The organism is Sunxiuqinia sp. A32 (genome assembly GCF_052690465.1).
In genome coordinates, this window is the sequence record NZ_JBQYLI010000028.1 from 20,876 (window position 1) to 40,157 (window position 19,282).

Sequence of the window (19,282 nt, forward strand, 5' to 3'; positions counted from 1 at the left end):
TTTTAAAATTCTAACATTACACCCATAACAATCTGACTCGTTTGCGGATAGAAATTAAGTCTTCCTGACTGAACTTCTGGGTCAACCCCCCACTCTTTTGCTTTTGAAGTCCACCACAAATTCGTTCCACTCAAATAAAAGCGCAAATTATCGATACCATAACTTGATGTTACTGATTTTGGCAAAGTGTAACCCACTTGCACATTTTTGAGGCGTATGTACGAAGCATCCAATACCCAATGAGTAGACATTGACTCGTCAACTCCATTGTGTCTGGAACTCTTCTGAGGTCTTGGAAATTTGGCATCAGTATTATCCGGAGTCCAGTAATCAGCCACCAAGTCAATGGTATATCCTAACCAGTTACCGGCTTCGATTATCGCACCACGAGGCATTCGATCCTGCTTGCCAACACCCTGAAAGAATAAACTCAAATCAAAGTTCTTATATTTCAAATCGGTATTTAACCCAAATGAAAAGTGCGGATCCTCATTTCCAATTACAGTTTTATCTTCAGCAGTTATTTGCTTATCATCATTGATATCCTTGTACCTTAAACTTCCGGGAAGCGTATTTTCAACTAAAGTCAGGACATTATCAACAAAAGGATCATCATCTGTATTCAGCGACTCTTCATAATATCCATCAGCAATATATCCCCAAAATGAATTTAGTGACTCACCTTCAGCAATTACATTTGTAATGTCACCATTTGCAGAATTAGCACCTCCGATATAAGGTCCTGTCCCGTTTAAGCTAACAACTTCATTCTTGAAATCGGAAAGATTGGCTCTTATTGAATAACTAAAATCTTTGTTTATAACATTCCTATGTGTAATAGATAAATCCCAACCTGTATTATCTACACGGCCAGCATTTTGGAATGGACCATTAAACCCTACAATGGACATAATCGGTAAAACAAGTAAAATATCTTCTGTCTTTTTATCCCAATACTCAAATGTCATATTTAACTTGCCTTCCAAAAACTCACTATCCATTCCAATATTCCATTGTGTGGTTGTTTCCCAGGTCAGGTTTTGATCAACCAGACCGTCAATTGCTGCAGTCTGTGCGACTGTTCCTCCAAATGAATAGTTTGATCCGATATTAACGCCTGAGAAAAAGGAATACGAAGGAACTGTATTCGCCCCAGTTTGCCCCCAACTTCCTCTTAGTTTTAGCCCTCTTACAGTAGACTTAATTGATTCCCAAAATGGTTCGTTGGAGATATTCCAAGCCATTGAAACAGCAGGAAAAATACCATACTGATTTTTTGCTCCATAGAACTTTGAAGAACCATCATATCTGAGGCTCATCTCAAATAAATATCTATCTAAAAATCCATAATTAACCCTTCCAAAGACTGATCGTAATTTGGTTTCATCCAAGCCTCCTCCTGTTGATTGATTTTCTACAGAACCAGCATTAATAACATTCATCTCATTGGTATAAAAATCTTGTCTGAAAAGCGTTAAATTAGCTCTTGTATACCATTGCTGCTCGTAACCTAGCAAAGCCTGAATTTTATGTTTGCCAAAGTCTTTATTATAATTGATTAGATTTCGCCATGAATATCTCTGTGAGCGAATAGCATTTTCTCTTAATGAATTGATTGTATTTCTCCTTCCTTGCTGGTCTAATACCTCATCGTAAATTGCATATTTGGGCTTAAAAATGGATTCTTTCACATTTTCAGTATAACCACCATATTGAACAGTGAATGAAAGATCCCCATTAAATTTTAGTTCAGCTTTAATGTCAGAAACTAAATAATCTGTCAGTTGAGTTCTGTCACCGCCTATAAGTTGGACAAGATTAGGGTTGTTATTTCTGGAATTCATACCAAAACTTCCGTCAGAATATTGAGTAATAACCCAAGGACTCCCGTGATAAGCGCCATTGATAACTCCTCCTGGATTATCACTGCCCTCAACGTCCTTACGCCTGTATGTTATCGCTCCAGACAATTTTAACCAGTCTGTCGGTGTATAGATATTGTCAAAACTTACATCCTTTCTGAGAAAGTTAGATTGCAACATAATACCATCCTGGTCAACCAACTGAACTGATAGTCTTGAGCTTAATTGTTCTGTCCCGCCTGTAATAGAAAAGCTGTGATTCTGTAGGGCACCTCGCTGAAACATATCCTCAAAATAACCACCAGGAGTTGGGTAATACATTGCACTGTCTGGATTTTGATTTTGGGTAACCCAGCGATCAATCATTTCCTCTGTAAATAGTCTTCCATACATAGAAGCCAAAACATTTCCATCTCCCCCTGCAGCTAAATTGGCATTTTGAACCGCATAGTTTTGCAACCTCATATATTTTTCCAATCCTAATGGTTCTGGCAAATTAGTTGGCATCTCAAAACCATACGAACCACGATAGCTCACCTTTAGAGCTTGAGCAACCGGTCTTTTTGTGGTTACAAGAATTACCCCATTAGCACCTCTGGAACCATAAATTGATGTTGCAGACGCATCTTTAAGAACAGTGATAGATTCAATATTATCTGGGTTTATATCCTTGAAATTTTGCTCAATTCCATTGACAAATATTAATGGTTCATTGTTTCCAATCGTAGTGGTTCCCCTAATTCTTATTTTTATGTCATTACCTCCAGGAGCACCGCCAGCGTCAATAATTGACACACCGGAGGTTACCCCTTGCAATATTTGCCTGGCATCAGTGTTTGTTTTACCAACAAGTTCCTCACCATCAATCTCAGCGACAGAACTCGTCAATGATGATTTTTTCTGCGTACCGTAACCAATTGCAACAACTTCTTCAAGACCAATGGCATCTTCTACCATCACGACATCAATAATTGTTTTACTTCCAACTTCAATTTCCTGGGATTTCATGCCCACAAATGACAATACGATTGTAACGTCAGAAGATATATTTGACAATGAATAATTGCCGTCAAAATCAGTTATTGTACCATTGGAAGTACCTTTAACCACGACTGTCACCCCCGGAAGAGGAGCCCCTGAGGAATCGGTAACCTTTCCTGTAATGTTCGTTGACTGAACCGATTGATCATTGGATTTATTTGTTAATATTATCTGACGCCCAATGATTTCAAAAGTAATTTCATGATTCTCAAACACTTTAGATAGAATTTGATTAATCGAAGCATCAGCAATGCTAATAGTAACGTTAAAATCAAGATTTACTTCTTCGTTATAAAAGAACCTGTATTTACTTTGATTCTCCAATTCCCGCAACAAATTCACAACATTCTCATTCCGATATTCCAAACTGAGTTTGTTCGTCTGAGAATAAAGATCTGAAGCCAAAGTACTGCAAACCGTTAGAATAATTAGTCCGATTGTTAGTCTCATTCGCCTAAAATTTTGATAAAGTAATGGACTGATGCTACTTCTGCATCGTTTTTTTTTCATAATTTTACATTTAGAATGTGAATAATTTGGTTCAATTCAGGTTATTCAAAAAGGCAGGATCTCGCACATCCTGTCTTTTATTTTACCTGTTTAATTCAGTAATTGTCAATATTCTTTTCTTTCTATCATATTGGTATTTTATTGGTTTTGTATGATCAACCAGTGTCATAAACTCATCAATTGATTCATCAATAATTTGCCCGGTAAAGCGAATTGATGAAAGTCCAGTGGGTGCAATAATTTGAATATCATAATGCCTCTCCAGTTTCTTGAAGACTTCCTGCAATGGCTCTCTGTCAAATGAAATAATTCCTTCTTTCCAAGATGATATCTGCAGATGATCAACACTCTCTATTTCAAATTCATGCCCATTATTAATAGTAAGTTGCTGCCCCGGTTTTAAAATTTTCTGCTTTTGTAAACCATTAAATTGAATACTTCCCTCGGCCAATGTGGTTTGGAATTGCATATTTTCGTATGCCCTCACATTAAAGGAAGTTCCCAAAACTTTAATATCTCCGGAATTTGATGATACAATAAATGGAACTTTACCTTTCTTAACTTCAAAATAAGCCTCACCATTAATACGAACTCTTCGTTCTGTTTTAGAAAACGATCTGGGAAGCTCAAGTTTAGTTCCTGAATTTAACCAGACTTTTGATCCATCAGCTAACACTAATTCTGCTCGTTCTCCATTTGGAACAATAATTTGATTAAGCTCATTCTTTGTCAGGAAATTTTTATCTGCTGAAAAATACTTTTGGCTTAATATCCCCATTGAAAATATGATCAATATTATAGCGGCATATTTCAAAAGATGTAGAATACGATAGTTGCCCTTCTTTTTCAAGCTTCTTCTAAAATTCACCCAGGATTTTTCAATGACGATATTATCAACACTTTGGTTATGATTGGAAAGTGACCATGCGTTTTTCACCCTTTCATATTCCTCCTGCAAGTTACTATCTGCCTCTATTTCCTGAAGAATTTTCTCCTTTTCCTTCCCCCTAAGATTTCCGGAAATCAGCTCTACAATTCGTTTTTCTTTGTTCATGTAATTTTGCTTTTCACTTCTATAATCCATGAAAAGGCATTACCCCTTGCTAAAGATTCCTTTTTTTTCTAAAAATTATCTGATTTTCTTCAGGAGATAAAAAATGTAATCAGTGGTAAGTATTCTTTTAAAGCTATTTTGAAAACTTTAATAGCTTTTGTAATATGTCCTTCAACTGTTTTAACAGAGATTCCTAATTCATCGGCAATTTCAGTATTCTTCTTATGCTGAAGTCGACTTAGCTCAAATACTTGTTTACATTGAGGAGGTAAATTTTGCAGCGTATTTTGTATGATTTCTTCGATTTCAGAAAAAATCAAATCAGAAGTTTCCAGTTTCCCGAGAGCTCCGGTATTCAATTCTAGTTCATACTCTGTAAGTTCACCTGACTGAAAGATCGCATTTCGATACTTTGCATCCCTTAGCTTTTTCAGAGAGTTATTCTTTGCTACTGTATACAAATAGGCATTTAAATTCGTATCGGGACTAAGTCGTTGTTTTTTCTCCCAAAGCGTTAAGAAAGTGTCCTGCAATACATTCTCGGCAATATCTCTATTCGGAATATATTCTGACACGAAGTAAAAAAGTCGGGAATAGAAGTGATTATAAACAACTTTAAATGAAGCCTCATCTCCATTCTTAAGCAATTGTAAAAGCTCAAAGTTGTTTCTTTGCATCTCCTTTTTAGTATTAAAGAAGACAAAACTAATTAAAAAAAACGAAGCAACTTTAGATTAATTAATCCGGCAATACTCAAAATGAACTTGATCATTCACTTACATTTAGATGAAGCGCCAAATAGAAAGATCAAATAATTAGAACATTTTTCATTTAAATTTTTATTGTAAATTAACGCACCAATCAAACCAAATCATATAAATCTAAACTAACACCTATGTACCGACATTTATATCTAATAATCCTAAGTGTTTTAATGAGCTGTAGCCAATCTCCGAAAATAGTTAATCAATTACATGTAATTCCAGGTGACTTGCCTGATCCTTCTGTTATTGAAGTCGATGGTACATTTTACGCTAGTGGCACTTCCGGAAATTGGGGGCCAGTCTACCCGATTTACAAATCAACAGATCTCGAAAACTGGTCCTTTGTGAGTTACGTATTTCAGGATAAACCAGATTGGACAATAAACAGTTTCTGGGCTCCGGAACTGTTCTATTTTAACGACACTTACTATTGTTACTATACTGCCAGACGCAAAGATGGAATTTCTTGTATTGGTGTGGCCACAACAAAAGATATTGAGAAAGGATTTGAAGATAAGGGTGTCATCATTGATTGGGGCAGTGAAGCAATTGATGCATTTGTTTATGATGAAAACGGTAAACTATACATCACATGGAAAGCTTATGGATTGGATCCAAAGCCAATTCAACTGCTAGTCTCTGAATTATCTGACGATGGATTATCTCTTGTGGGTGAACCATGGATTGCGTTAACCACCGAGTCAGACACTTGGGAAGACGGAATGATGGAAGGACAATGTATCATTCCGCGTGACGATTATTTATATATGCTTTATTCCGGAAATGGGTGTTGCGGTCCCGGATGCAACTATATGGTTGGAGTAGCCAGGGCAAAATCGATGAAAGGACCTTGGGAAAAGTACGATAAAAACCCAATTATAAAAGGAAATTATTATTGGAAATGTCCGGGTCATGGAACTGCTGTTCAAAAAGAGAACCAGTGGTTTTATCTTTATCATGCATACAATACACACAATTTCCCACAGTTGGGAAGAACAGCTCTACTTAGCAGCATCCAATGGAACCCAGAAACAGGATGGCCTTCTTTTGAAATACCTACTGATAGCACTGATATTGAAATCAAAAAAGAGAATGTTTATGACACTTTTGAAGATGATCATTTAAATTACTGGTGGCATCAACCTATAGATAAAGAAAAGTTAGAAGTGTATTTTGAAAATGAGAATTTAATAATGATTGAAGGTGCACAAAAAGCAGATAGTATTATTGACGATGTATTGTGCCTGATCCCTCATGACATAAATTACACGGTCACTACACAATTAACAGAAAACAATGCATCGTTAAAGGGATTGGTATTTTATGCCTACCAACGGAACGCTATCGGTTTTGGTAAAAAGGGAAATACTCTAATGATATGGCAAGTGAAAAATGGAGAATTCTCAACATTGGCTGAGCTAGAAGAGCCCCCAACAAGTGATTCCATTTATTTGCAGGCAACTGTTGTTCAAAACAAACAACTTACTTTCCGTTACAGTTACGACAATGCATCATGGAAAGAATTAACGGCTGACGATGAAACACAAAGGTTTGAATGGTGGGGAAATGGATTTAAACCGGGAATTTTCGTGAAAACATTTGACCAAACGAGTGACGGGAAAGGGGTATTCGGACTTTTTGAGCTGGAATACTAATCTTCCAATTTTGTGTAACCTTATATTTTTATTCCGCAAACTTCTATACGTTTGAAATATGTATAGAAGTTTACGGTTTAATTTGAATCAAATCTTTCGGTTATTTTGGATTATTTGTATTCATTTCAACGGGCATTGACTTTCGCCATTCCAATACTTTCTCCTTTAGCTTCTGAGCAATTTCTGGTTCCTGGTCAATTAAATTATCTTTCTCAACAGGATCAGTCTTTAAATTGTACAGCTGTCCACCACTGCCGTCTGTGTTAATCAGCAATTTCCAGTTTCCATCACGGATTGCAAGATTCGGCGAAATATTATTCTTATTTCCCGGCAAAATTGAACCACCCGGGTTACTCGCATATTCCCACATAACTGGTGGAACTTGCTCCATTTCATTTCCTCCGAAAGCCATGCTTTTATCAGTTCCATCCAAATTATCCGGATAATCGATTCCCAATAATGTACACACAGACGGGAACAAATCGATTGCAGAAATGATGGTTTCATTGTCCGTTTTTCCTTCCGGGAAATGGCCTTTCCAGTAAACAATGAAAGGCTCTCTGATTCCACCTTCATACAGGCTCCATTTACGTCCTGATAAACCTCCCGTAAAACCAGGAGCATATAATTCTCCATCATAGTTCTCCGGATACCTCGCTGCATTATAATAGTGCGGCCAGTCTGTCGGACCGTTGTCACTTGCCAATAATACAATCGTATTTTCAAGCTTGCCCATTTCGTCAAGTTTGCTCAGGAATCGTCCAATTTGAACATCCAGTTCTTCGAGAACAGCAAAAAATTTCTGTTCATAGGGGTTCTTGGTTACACTCTTCCATTTCTTTACGTTCTCCGGATCGGGAAGGTGTTCGTCATGCACATCATTGGTACACAGGTTTACATAGAAAGGTTTGTCTGTGCATTTTTCAATAAAAGCCAGTGCACTATCTACATAAATTGAGGAAGATACACACTTTTCAGCCCATATGATTTTTCCATTTCCCAGTTTGGCACTTTGCTCACACAAACCGTCCTTGGGAAATAAAACCCGATCACCAATCCCTTCAAACGAAACCACAGACTTGTCGAATCCATATTCTGTAGGATAAGGAACATTTCCAAGGTCACGGCCACCTCCCATGTGCCACTTTCCAAAATGACCGGTTGCATAGCCATTGTTGTGCAAGGTGCGGGCTAAAGTTGTAACTGACGGGTCAAGGTAGTTAGCCATTGCCCGATCGCTGTTTTGTTTTGAGCTGGCAATGTACGAGTGGATCTTATGCCGCATCGGATAGGTACCGGTATTCAAAGCAACACGTGAAGGTGAACAAATGGGTGAGTTCACATAGAAATTTGTAAACCGAACTCCCTTATCTGCCAACGCATCAATATTTGGAGTCTTCACAATCGTATCTCCATAACAGCTTAAATCGCCATAACCCATATCATCAATGAATATGATGGCGACATTGGGAGTAGTAACTTCTGTTGTGTTTTTTTCTTTTTGATTGCAGCCATAAGCCAATATGAAAATAAAACTTATTATTAGTATCTGCTTCATATTATTTCATTTATAGTGATGAATTATTTTGTAGGTTGCCAGTTCGGGATTAGAACAGGTTCTGTATAATTGCCCTTCACTGAATATCTTGGTATTTGGTTATCCGATTTTAACTTGTAGAAGGAATCCAGTTCTTTTAATAATTCTTCCAATTCTGATTTATTTTGAGTTGATAAATCTGTTTCTTCTTTGGGGTCATCAGCAATTCTGAACAATTCGTTTTCCCAGGAATTCTTCTCAGAATCCGGAGCACTTCGATGAACTACAAGTTTCCATTGATCATTATTGATGGCAATTTTCTCAATCTTTTCATTACCTTGATCTTCATAAGTAAACCATGCCCGATCGCTCAATTTTCTGCCCTTAATAGCATCCAGTATATTTATTCCATCCAGATTATTTTTGGGATTTACATTGTATCCGGCCACTGTCATCAAAGTAGGGAATACATCAATATATCCCATGCGTTCCATACTCACTTTACCTCCAGAGATGCCACCCGCTGGCCAGTGTGCTGCCGCCACCACGCGAATTCCACCTTGGTAAGGTGTTAACTTTGCCCCTCTTTGTTCTCCATTGCTGGAAACTTTAAGAACTCCGCCATTGTCACTAAAAAACAGGATGAATGTATTATCCATTTGCCCTCTTTCCTTCACGGCCTTCAATATTTTACCAATGTTTTGATCCAGACAGTCAACCATTCCTGCATAGGTCTTTTTTGCTCCTTCTCTGTTGGGATACTTTTCCATATCTTCCTCTTTTGCCTGAAAAGGTGAGTGTGGCGCAGTAAATGGAACATACAAAAAGAAAGGCTCTTCTTTTGGCACAGATTCAATGAAGTTAATTGCCGCCTCTCCAATCAAATCTGTCGTATAACCTTCTTTTTCAGAAGGCTGTTCGTTAATGTGCCAGTCAAGTGTTCCGTCTCTGAACCGGTCAAAATAGTCGATTGCTCCGTTGTGGCAGCCTTCAAAATAAGTAAATCCCCGATTGGTAGGCAACCATTTCTGTTGACGGTGTCCCAGATGCCACTTGCCAATGATTCCACGATAATTATATCCGGCTTTTGCAAGCATATCTGCAACCGTTTCTTCATCAGTTGAAAGGCCGAAATCGCGATAAGGCGGAACCACCGCACGCATCAGTCCAAAACGAATTGGATAACGTCCAGTCATCAATCCTGCGCGGGTGGGAGAACACATGGGACAAGAATAAAACTGCTCCAATTTTACTCCTTCATCAGCTAATCTATCAATATTAGGTGTTTGTATATCACTGCCATGAAAACCAACATCTCCATAACCTAAGTCATCTGCCAAAAAAATCAAAATATTAGGCTTCCCTTTTGCGGTTTTGTCGGATGCCTGAACTATAAATACGAAACCAATAATATGGATCGCAATTAGTAGAATAATTCGTTTAATATTATACATATCTATATCTTATTTTTTATTGATTTTTGTTACTTGGATAAGGTTGAGGACTTTTAGTTGGACCGTCAATAATCATTTTCCCTTCTTTAAAATAAGCCCGGTCGATATACATTGTTCGATTACCGCTGGGTTTATCAGGAAAAGTATGAGTATGATAAATGATAAATAATTCAGTTCCATCCGGAGAGTATGCGAAACTATTATGTCCCGGGCCGGAAACTCCGATGTCAATATTAGCTTTCAAGATCGGGTTCTCACTTGCTTTTGTCCATGGACCAAGCGGATTATCAGCAGTTGCGTATCCAACACAATACTCATTTGTGTTAAAGCCGTTTGCTGAATAAGTCATATAATATTTACCGCTATATTTTTGTACAAATGGCCCTTCGTTCCACAACCTGGTTCCGTTGATATCTTCCCATGGCTGATCTGGAGTTATCACCTGTTTTGGTTCAGTCACAAACGTTTTGAGATCATTGCTTAACTGTGCGACAAATATCTGACTGGTTTTTCTGCCATTTATAATATTGGTACTACAATCCCTCACAAAATAGGTGTATGCTTTTTCACCATCAATTAAAATAGTGGCATCAATATGTGCAAGATCATGCTTATACCAAGGTGATTGATAATTCTTAAATGGACCAAGCGGATCGTCACTCACAGCAAGGCACAATTTCAAAATACCATCGGTATCTCCAGCGCTGTAGGTCATATAAAATTCACCTTTGTATTCTACAACCTCGGGTGCCCAAAAACGATCAATTCCCAATACTCCAGGCGTTTTATTGGATAAAGCCAATCCTTGTTTCTCCCAATTCACCAAATCTGGCGAGGTCCATACATAAAACCCTTCTTTTATACTGGACTCTGAGGTACAGTACATGTAGTATTTATCGCCATGTTGCAATACAAACGGGTCACCAATTTGTGTGATATTTGACATTGGGTTTGTATAGAACTCTTTTTCATCTTGCTGTGCTTTTGAAAATAGGGTACTACAAATCAAGATGATTATAAAAAGTGATAATCGTGTCTTTCTCCAATTTAGTTTCATTTCTGTAGAGATAAATTCAGATTTTCTATTTATTTGCCGGGATTGCCTTTACATGCCATTCAAATACTTTTTCTTTTAGTTCGTTTACGATCTTAGGATATTTAGTTGCCAAATTTGTCGTTTCGGCTTCATCATTTTTAATGTTATAAAGTTCGACCCCCGTACCATCAAAATTGATTAATAATTTGAAATCTCCCTGCCGAATTGCCATATCCGGAAAGTCAACGCCATTTTTAATATCATGATCCGTTGGTCTTCTCCACATGACCGGTTGTTCGCGTATTGCACTTTTTTCTCCTAACAAGATAGGACTAACATCGATCCCATCAAACTTAATTTCATCGTAATTTATTCCTGCAATTGATAAAATAGTTGGCGGTAAATCCATTGCAACAATTACACTCTCGGTATTGATGGTTCCTTGTTTGTTAGCTTTAATTTTCGGTGGATACCAAACAATAAATGGTTCACGTATTCCACCCTCATAAAGTGCGAACTTATGCCCTCGCAAGTTTCCTGCAGAACCAATTCCCTTTTCCGGGCCATTGTCACTGGTTACAATAACAAGCGTGTTTTCTGCCAACTCCTTGTTGTTTTTGATGTAGTCAAAAATCCGTCCCAGTTCCACATCCAATTCGTTTACCACCCCATTGAAAAAAGCATGTTTACTACCGTCTCTACGGTTAGTTGGGGAAGGTTCGTTTGGGGTATGAACATCATCAGGCCAGAGGTTAATGTAAAAAGGTTTATCTGCTTTTTGAGCATTTTCAATTGCTTGAATTGCCCTGTCAACAAATTTTCCTGTAATCATATATCGATTTTCCCAATGTATTTCTCCTCTTCCCAATGCCGCAGACCATTTCTCCAGATTCCTGGTGCTATCTCCACCCAAATCCAAAGTTTCGTACGTTGCCAGGTATCGTTCACCCAACCCTTCAAACTGAGTGACTGATTCATCAAAGCCGTACTCTGTAATCAAAGGGACATCGCCAATATCTCGTCCGCCTCCCATGTGCCACTTCCCAATATGCGCAGTATAATAGCCATTTGCAGAAAGTTCACGAGCAATTGTTGGAGCTTTTAAGCTAAGACAATCGCTAACTCCTCTTTCCCTGTTTTTCTCTCTTGATGCAACAATTGTATTGATTGCCCACCTTGATGGATATTGCCCTGTTGTTATTGCCACCCGCGAAGGCGAACAGATTGGTGCATTTGAATAAAACTGGTTAAATTGAATTCCTTCACTCGCTAACTTGTCGATGTTTGGCGTTTTTACTTCATTGTTTCCATAGCAAGCTAAATCACCATAGCCCATATCGTCAATAAAGACCAACAATATATTTGGCTTTTCTTTTGATAATAATGGGGTTGTAAAAAGCAGCAATAGTAATAGTATAGAAGTTGATTTTGTCATTCTGATTCCCGATTGTTAAAAAAGGGAATGTCAAATACTTTTTCTGGCTGATTGATCCAGAGTTTTTTGACATTCCCAAAGTATTGCCTTTTAATTATAGCCTGGGTTCTGTTCTAAACTTCCGTTAGAAGCTGCAATCTCATTATTTGGAACTGGTAAAAGCACATTGTAATCCTGAATATTCTCCCTGGGTATTTCTAAAATTGGAGAGGTTGAATTTCGGATCGATTCAACAAAAATTCCCCATCTTAGCAAATCGTACCTGCGATGACCTTCAAAACTCAATTCCGTAGCTCTTTCTTTTCTGAGAGCCGTCGTGAATTCCTCTTTACTTAACCCTGAGAGAGGTGTTATTCCCGCACGTTCCCGCACGAGATTAATAAATTGGTAGGCATTTGCAGGACCGTTTAGCTCATTTTCAGCCTCTGCCCGCATTAAAAGAACATCGGCATATCGAACAACATATTGATTATTTGGACTATTACCCGGAATTGGCAAAACACCTGAATCTGCATTTTGGTATTTGCCACTTATAGGACCTGCCCCCGGAGTTGTAGGAGAACTGAGAACAATAATACCGTTTGGTTCACCAACATCGATACTCTCTACGAAACTAATAGCCTTTCTCTTATCTCCAGGTTCAAACCAATCGCCAAATTCCGGAAGAGGCATCATATTCTCGAAGCCTCCATAAAAATGTGAATTTCCTCCAACTCTTTTATCACGAGACCCGGTTTGTTGGGTAACTGTACTACCTCTTTCGTCATAAGTAAACTGAATATCCCAAATATTTTCGTTTACCAGTGCCCCATCTTTGTCAGGGAATAATTGATGTTCGTTTTGCCATCCAAACAATTTGTTATAATCTGCGACAAGTCCAAATTTCCCGGAATTAATAATTGCATCGCATTGTTCAATGGCCAATGCCCACTTTCTCTCTGTTAAATATGTTGTTGCCAGAATTCCTGCAGCAGCCCATTTTGTGACCCTTCCTTTTTCTGAATTGTCATACGAATCAGGTAAGTCAGGAATAGCCTCTTTCAAATCTTGTTCAATAAATGCATACACTTCACTAACTGGCTTACGGGTTATTCCTTTAAGAGCATTTGCTCCATCAAGTACTTTGTCAACAATCGGCACATCACCATATTTTCGAACAAGCCCAAAATAATAATAGCCACGTAAAGCTTTTGCCTCCGCCACCAATCTTTTTTGAAGCGTTTCGTCCATGTCTTCAATTAGAGGAATATAGTCAATTGCTGTATTACATCTCGAAATACCTCCATAAGCTTCCTGCCACAATGAGTTACAATCGGCATTAAATCCATTCAAACCAACAAAATAGGTTAATGGCCTTTTGTTGTGAAACCCCTGAAATGTAAAATCACTAGGGATAAACGAAACATAAAATTCCCTTGCGCTAGAGAATAATTTTGAGTAAGCAGCAGTAGTTGCGGCAATTGCATCTTTCTCAGTTTTTGGAAAATTCTCGGGAGACAAAAAACTCTGAGGATCTTCAGTAAGTATGTCTTTACAGGAAGTAAATAGAATACTAGTTAGTATGCTAGTAAAGATTAATATTTTAAGTGAATTTCTCATGATCAGTAATTTAGTGTTTTAAAAATCAAGTTTTACTCCAATGGTATAGGATTTTAACGATGGATCCTGAGAATGATCATATCCTCTTTTGGTATTGTCAGTTCCCCTGCTAATTTCAGGGTCATAACCGCTATAGCTATCAAACAACAACAAATTATTCCCGGCAACGTAAACCTGAGCTGAATTCAACCAATTTATTCTTTCAACAGGAATGTTGTATGATAAGCGGATATCCTGCAATCTTAAAAAAGAACCATCTTCAACGAAACCTGAATTTGAAACGTTCATTGGTCTTGTAAATCCTTCTGCTGATGGAATATTTGTGGTGGTATTATCTGGCGTCCATCTGTCTACAAATTTTCTGTAAACGTTGTTATCTAAAGCTTGCTCTAGCAATCTTCCGGATTCATTATAAATTTCGTTTCCTACCACAAATGAGAAATACACATACAAATCAAATGCTTTGTATGACAACCTGTTGCTAAGTCCTCCAAAGAAATCAGGGTCAGCATGACCAATAATCTTACGGTCCAAAGTTTCACTGATAACCTTGTCGCCATCGACATCTTTATAGCGTTTACCTCCGGGGAAAACAGCAAAACCACTTAAGCCCGACTCATCGATCTCTTCCTGGGTATTCCAAATTCCATCCTGTTCCAAACCATAAAAAGTTCCAATAGGTTCACCTTCCTGAATAATTCCAGAGGCTCCACTCCAGGTAAATTCATTGTTCAGTATATATCCTTCAGGAGCAATAATACTTACTACTTCGTTCTTGTTTGTTGATATATTGAAATTAGTTTCCCACTTAAAATCATTCCGATTAATATTAATAGATGTCAATGAAAATTCAATTCCTTTATTGGAAACGGTTCCAAAGTTTGTTAACACAGACTCGAAACTAGTTAGCCATAATAGTGGGACACCCACAAGTAAATCCTTCGTGGTTTTATCGTAGTAATCAGCAGTTACCTGAAGGCGATTATTAAAGAATGAAGCATCAATTCCAAGATCAAATTGATTGGTACTTTCCCACTTCAGATCAGGATTTCCCAGATAATTGGCAGCAATCCCTGATATGAGGTGTTGGTCTGTACCAAGTATATAGTTATTGCCTCCAGGGGCTAATTTAGTTAATGATGCTCCAGGATTAAGCCCCGGATTTCCCAATTGCCCATAACTGACCCGTAATTTTAAATTATCAAAAAAGTTAAGGTTTTTGATAAAATCTTCTTGTCCAGCTTTCCATGCAATTGCTGCAGACGGAAAAAGTCCCCATTTGTTATTTGCAGCAAATACTGATGCTCCATCCAATCTTGCGGATGCTGTGAATAGATATTTATTGGCAAATCCGTAGTTAGCTCTGAAAATATATGATTCGAGTCCGCTTTCAGTTAAATTTGAATTGGCATCAGATCTTTCTGCCGCTGCGGCTAAATTATTAAATGTAAATGCGTCTGACACAAAGCCTCTTCCCTGAACCATACTTGATTTCGATTCAATGGTTTGCCTTGTATATCCAATTAATGCGCTAACACTGTGCTTTCCGAAGTCTTTTGAATAATTCAAGGTATTTTCTACAATCAGATCCAGCGTTTCGTTGTTGTTAATAGTTGCTGTACCTTGATAAACCGCTTGAGTATATAAAGTGGAGGGTTCATACCTTTCACGTGTACCATTCTGAAGATTTGCCCCAAGATTCAATTTATAAGTTAATCCGTCAATTATTTCATATTCACCGTAAACCGTCCCTAAAATTTTATTGGTTGTTGTATTGTCAATTGACAATTTCGCAAGTGCAACCGGGTTATCATAGCTAATTTCCGCTAGTTGATATTGAGTTGTATAGTTGCCGTTACTGTCATATACAGGTAATGTTGGGTCCCATCCAATAATATTTTTTATTCCTGTTCCAAAAGAACCGGGTTTATACTTTCTTCTACTGACAATCAAGGAATTTCCTACTTTCAGTTTGTCCGAAATCTGATGATCTGTATTTATTCGAAAATGATAACGTTTAAGCCCACTATTAATTGAAATTCCTTGCTGATCAAAATAGTTTCCAGAGATAAAATATTTATTTTTATTGTCACCTCCTGAGATGGATAGCGTATGGCTGGTCATTGGTACATTTTCACGATACACTTCCTTTGCCCAATCGGTGCCTTCTCCGTAAGATGAAGGATTGGGATACATTTCAGACCCCTTTAATTCATTTTGAAAAGCTGCAAATTCACTTGCATCCATTACAGGGATATACCTGGAAGGAGACTGAAATGAAATATAGGAATCATAAGTAATTTTAGCGCCTCCTTCTTTTCCCCGTTTTGTTGTAATCAGAATAACCCCATTCGAACCTCTTGATCCATATATCGCGGTTGCAGAAGCATCCTTCAGCACCTCTATAGAAGCAATATCATCCATGTTAATGTCATTTAAACTAAAGCCACCGATATAGCCGTCAACAACGAAAAGAGGTTCATTATTCGCAGAAATTGAATTACTTCCTCTAATCCGTATAGAAGTTTGAGCTCCAGGATCTGAAGAAGTTGGGACAGCCTGTAAACCTGCAATTTTACCTTTTATTGCCTGATCCAACCGAAGAGCTGGCGTAGAATTTAACTCCTCTGAATTGATTGACCCCACAGACCCCGTCAAATCACTTTTTTTAACCGATCCGTAACCGATGGCGATCACTTCTTCCAATCCAATGGCATCTTCTTGTAAAACAACATCTATTACCGACTTGCCTCCAATAAGAATTTCTTCTGTTTTCATACCAACGAAGGAGAAAGTCAAGGTGCCGTCTCCGGGAACATTCGCAAGTGAATAACTACCGTTAAAATCGGTAATTGTCCCTTGAGTTGTGCCTTTAATCACAATTGTCACACCAGGCAATGGAGCACCTTTCGCATCTGTCACTTTCCCTGTAACAGAATGAGATTGCTGCACATTTCCATTCCCATTACCTTCTTTAAACAGAATAATAACCCTGTCTTTGATAGAATATTTAATATCCGTTTCTTTAAAAATGCTTTCAAGAATTTCAGAGATAGATTCATTCTCAATACTTACTGAAACCTTTCGATCCAGATCCAGGTATTCTGAACTAAAAGCAAATCGAAATTCACTTTGATCTTCAATAGCACTAAGAACTTGTTTAACGGTAGCATCTTTATATTCAAGGTTTAGTTTTGAATTTTGGCTAAAAACACTTGCACTTGCCGAAACAAGACTTAGTAAAAAAATAAGAACTGATAGCTTCATGGTAATAATAATTTTACGCATCTGATACCAGATGTCAGGAATATACCTATCCCTGATTTTACAATCTTTTTTCATAAATTTGTATTAGTTATTTATTAAAATAATCCTCTTCATTGCAGTGAAGAGTTATTGACAGGAAAGTGTTAGCGCACTTTCCTGTTTTTTTATTTCTTTTCTACATATACAATATCTCCTTTCTGATAAACTTTTGAAGGTGAAATCGCTGCCAAGACATTTAATACATCTTCAAATTTTTCATTCCGAATTGAAAATGTAACATGGTAATCTTCCAAATTTGGCGACAATTCAATTTTTTGATTATATCGTTTGTATAATTTCGCGACAACATCTTTTAGTGGCGTGTCATAAAAATGAATGACCCCTTCCCTCCACGATGTATATTTCTCAGCGACCACAGTGTTGATCTCATACTTGTTATCCGCTTTTGTATAAACAAGCATCTCACTTGGTTTAAGTTTAGCAAAAGCATCTTTACAATTTTTTGCCACTAATTCAACGGACCCTTTTACAAGTACCACATTAATTTCACTTTGTTCACTATACGACTCAGCTGAGAACTGAGTTCCAAGAACCTTTACATTAATTTCGTCACAAGATACAATGAAGGGTAAATCTTCATTTCTGGTTACATCAAAGTATGCCTGACCATTCAACTCTACATTCCTATCTTCCACTCCAAACTGATTACTATACCTTATAGTCGTACCAGAATTCAACCAGATCACCGTATTATCTGGCAATACTGCTTTGGAAATTTGCCCGTTCTCAGCAATTACTGTATTATAAACCAGCGATGCTTTATCTGGAGATAAGTTATAGTAGAAAATGCCACCCAGTGTGATTAACAATAGAATGATTGCTGCATACTTGTATAAATTTTGAAGGAAAGTAAGTGTCTTAATCTTTGTGTCCTTCGCTTTCAGTAATCTTGATCTAAACTTGTCTAACTCGTTTATCGTGTATAGTGACACATCACTTATTGCATTTTTTGATTTCCATTCATTCTTAATATTTTTAAAAATGACTTGGTTGTCTTCATTCTCAAGCCAATGAAGAACTTCTTTCAATTCTTCATCAGACGCCACCCCTGCCAGGTATTTTTTTACTTTTGCTTCCATCTATGTTTTTTTACAACAAAGAGTACAACAAAACTTTAAAAACCCTACCCCCTTGATTGAAAAGAAATTTGATTATTTAGATATATTCAAGAGAGATACCAGCCAATTCTTAAAAATCAGAACCAAACGGAAAGATTGACAGATTGATTTAATGAAGTAAAAATGAAATAATTAAAACAAGCTCAGGAAATTGATGCATAAGATCGTTCTTCAAGTGAGTCTTAGATTTTACCAAACTTTTTTCGACTGCTTTAATCGTTATTCCAAGTTCAGAAGCAACTTCCTTTTGTTTTCGACCTTCGATCTTACATTTTACAAGTATCTCTTTCTGACGTTCCGGGAGCCTATTAATTGCATTATTTAAAGCAGACACCAATTGTTCTTCCAAAGAAAGTTCCCGCTGCTCCATAAAATCCAATTGATACAAATATTGAAGTTCATTGGGAACAACTCCTTCGTTCAGAGAATTAAATGAATAACGAGAATGTTCCTTCAAATAATTTAAACACCTATTTCGTAGCGAAACAAAAAGCAAACTTTCAACTGATTTCATTAAATCAATTTTCTGCCTGTTTTCCCATAGATGGTAAAAGCACTCTTGTACGAGATCTTCAGCTTCTTTTTTGTCTTTAATAAATAGGCTGCAATATCCCATTAAGCGAGGATGAGTTTGCTTAAATAGATCTGAGAAAGAATCTGTATCACCTTCTCTCAACTTGCGATTTAATAGCTCTACCATAGTTAGGTATTCTAGGAATCACAAAGAACTTAAATAAATTGATTTTCTCAAAAAAAGAAGATAACTATAATTAGATATGTGATTGCTTCTATCAAATTTTCTTCTTTACTCTGTGAGGCCGTCTCAAAACAAGTTTTTGGGACGGTTTTTTTTTCTTTCTCATTTGGTTTTTTCCTGGTTCTATTTTTAG

General features: G+C 37.3%; 12 protein-coding genes. 1 reads left to right on the top strand and 11 read right to left on the bottom strand.

Annotated features, from left to right (window positions below; translation table 11 throughout):
- Nucleotides 1–2 precede the first annotated feature (2 nt).
- From ACUNWD_RS19815 to ACUNWD_RS19825, 3 genes are all read right to left on the bottom strand, one after another.
- Nucleotides 3–3,353, bottom strand: a complete 3,351-nt coding sequence (locus ACUNWD_RS19815; protein ID WP_445589604.1) for a TonB-dependent receptor — start codon at nt 3,351–3,353, stop codon at nt 3–5.
- A 142-nt stretch (nt 3,354–3,495) separates the two neighbouring features.
- On the bottom strand, nt 3,496–4,467 hold the full coding sequence (locus tag ACUNWD_RS19820; RefSeq protein WP_445589605.1) for a FecR family protein: 972 nt from the start codon (nt 4,465–4,467) through the stop codon (nt 3,496–3,498).
- 89 nt (nt 4,468–4,556) lie between these two features.
- Entirely contained in the window at nt 4,557–5,144 is a 588-nt protein-coding gene (locus ACUNWD_RS19825; protein WP_445589606.1) for an RNA polymerase sigma-70 factor, read from the bottom strand.
- A 218-nt stretch (nt 5,145–5,362) separates the two neighbouring features.
- Between ACUNWD_RS19825 and ACUNWD_RS19830 the strand changes: the two genes are divergently transcribed.
- Nucleotides 5,363–6,886 (top strand): family 43 glycosylhydrolase, encoded by a 1,524-nt coding sequence (locus tag ACUNWD_RS19830; RefSeq protein ID WP_445589607.1) that lies wholly within the window; start codon nt 5,363–5,365, stop codon nt 6,884–6,886.
- Between the two features lie 100 nt (nt 6,887–6,986).
- On the opposite strand, the gene ACUNWD_RS19835 is transcribed toward ACUNWD_RS19830, so the two are convergent.
- The 8 genes from ACUNWD_RS19835 to ACUNWD_RS19870 form a co-directional block, all read right to left on the bottom strand.
- Nucleotides 6,987–8,444 carry a sulfatase family protein gene (locus tag ACUNWD_RS19835; RefSeq protein ID WP_445589608.1) on the bottom strand — a complete coding sequence of 486 codons (1,458 nt, stop codon included), beginning with the start codon at nt 8,442–8,444 and terminating at the stop codon, nt 6,987–6,989.
- 23 nt (nt 8,445–8,467) lie between these two features.
- Nucleotides 8,468–9,877, bottom strand: coding sequence for an arylsulfatase B (locus tag ACUNWD_RS19840; RefSeq protein WP_445589609.1), 1,410 nt, complete (start codon nt 9,875–9,877; stop codon nt 8,468–8,470).
- A gap of 16 nt (nt 9,878–9,893) precedes the next feature.
- On the bottom strand, nt 9,894–10,934 hold the full coding sequence (locus ACUNWD_RS19845; RefSeq protein ID WP_445589610.1) for a glycoside hydrolase family 43 protein: 1,041 nt from the start codon (nt 10,932–10,934) through the stop codon (nt 9,894–9,896).
- Between the two features lie 25 nt (nt 10,935–10,959).
- On the bottom strand, nt 10,960–12,348 hold the full coding sequence (locus tag ACUNWD_RS19850) for a sulfatase-like hydrolase/transferase (protein WP_445589611.1): 1,389 nt from the start codon (nt 12,346–12,348) through the stop codon (nt 10,960–10,962).
- A 90-nt stretch (nt 12,349–12,438) separates the two neighbouring features.
- Complete coding sequence (locus ACUNWD_RS19855; RefSeq protein WP_445589612.1) at nt 12,439–13,947, bottom strand: RagB/SusD family nutrient uptake outer membrane protein; 1,509 nt, start codon at nt 13,945–13,947, stop codon at nt 12,439–12,441.
- Between the two features lie 18 nt (nt 13,948–13,965).
- Entirely contained in the window at nt 13,966–17,289 is a 3,324-nt protein-coding gene (locus tag ACUNWD_RS19860) for a TonB-dependent receptor (protein WP_445589613.1), read from the bottom strand.
- Nucleotides 17,290–17,378: 89 nt separating this feature from the next.
- Nucleotides 17,379–18,353, bottom strand: coding sequence for a FecR family protein (locus ACUNWD_RS19865; protein WP_445589614.1), 975 nt, complete (start codon nt 18,351–18,353; stop codon nt 17,379–17,381).
- A 148-nt stretch (nt 18,354–18,501) separates the two neighbouring features.
- On the bottom strand, nt 18,502–19,092 hold the full coding sequence (locus tag ACUNWD_RS19870) for an RNA polymerase sigma-70 factor (protein WP_445589615.1): 591 nt from the start codon (nt 19,090–19,092) through the stop codon (nt 18,502–18,504).
- Nucleotides 19,093–19,282 lie beyond the last annotated feature (190 nt).